This window comes from Proteiniclasticum sediminis, assembly GCF_018128025.1.
Classification (GTDB): domain Bacteria; phylum Bacillota; class Clostridia; order Clostridiales; family Clostridiaceae; genus Proteiniclasticum; species Proteiniclasticum sediminis.
The window spans coordinates 1-741 of the sequence record NZ_JAGSCS010000068.1 but is presented as its reverse complement, the minus strand read 5'-3'; the positions used below and the strand labels follow the sequence as shown (position 1 = coordinate 741).

Here is a 741-nt window from a genome sequence, read left to right as displayed (position 1 = left end):
ATTGAGCATCACCTTGGTCTTGATCTTGGTCAGATCCTTGGGTACAGGGACATAGGCCACAGGCTTTCCTCCTTTCGCTTAATGGGCATTGAAGATGGATTTGGCAAGACTTCCGGTCTTGAACAGGGTGAAGCAGAGCAAAACGGTATAGCCGAGGGTGGTCCATACGGCCTTGATGATGTCGGTTTCCGTGGCAATGTTCTGCACCAGGACGGTATAGATGCCGACACAGACCATGATGAGAAAAGCCTGAAAGGCCAGGGCCAAAAGGGAGCGAAGATAGTTCTGTCCCATACCGCCCCATTCCCGGTTGACCATGGTGGCCATGGGGATGGGCCCCACTGACGTGACCAGATAGATCTCGATCATGCGGCCATAGATGACCAGAAAGATGCAGATACTCAGGGCTTGCATGGTAAAGCCAATGAACAGGCTCTGAAACCAGAGTCCAAAGAGCGGACCCAGTTCCATGGCGGTCAGCCGCGTCTGAAGGTCTGCCACTGTGGTGGCCAGATCCACCGAGGCGTCTGCTGAGATGACGCCGGAAGCGCTGTTGACCACCGACTGTGCCATATCGAAGATGCCCATGACGATATCAAAGGTATGGGTGACCAGAAGAACGGCCACAAAGGTTTTAAAGATCCATTTGAAAAAGATCCAGGTATCGATGTCATGAAGATTATTCCGGTCGATGACCATTTGGATGAGCTCGTAGGTCATCACAAAGGCAAGGATCACGCC

1 protein-coding gene is annotated in these 741 nt (G+C 52.4%); it reads right to left on the bottom strand.

The annotated features are described in order from the left end of the window. Nucleotides 1–78 precede the first annotated feature (78 nt). Nucleotides 79–741, bottom strand: a 663-nt coding sequence (locus tag KCG48_RS14560) for a VirB6/TrbL-like conjugal transfer protein, CD1112 family (protein WP_211802897.1), incomplete at its 5' end; no start/stop codon positions are given.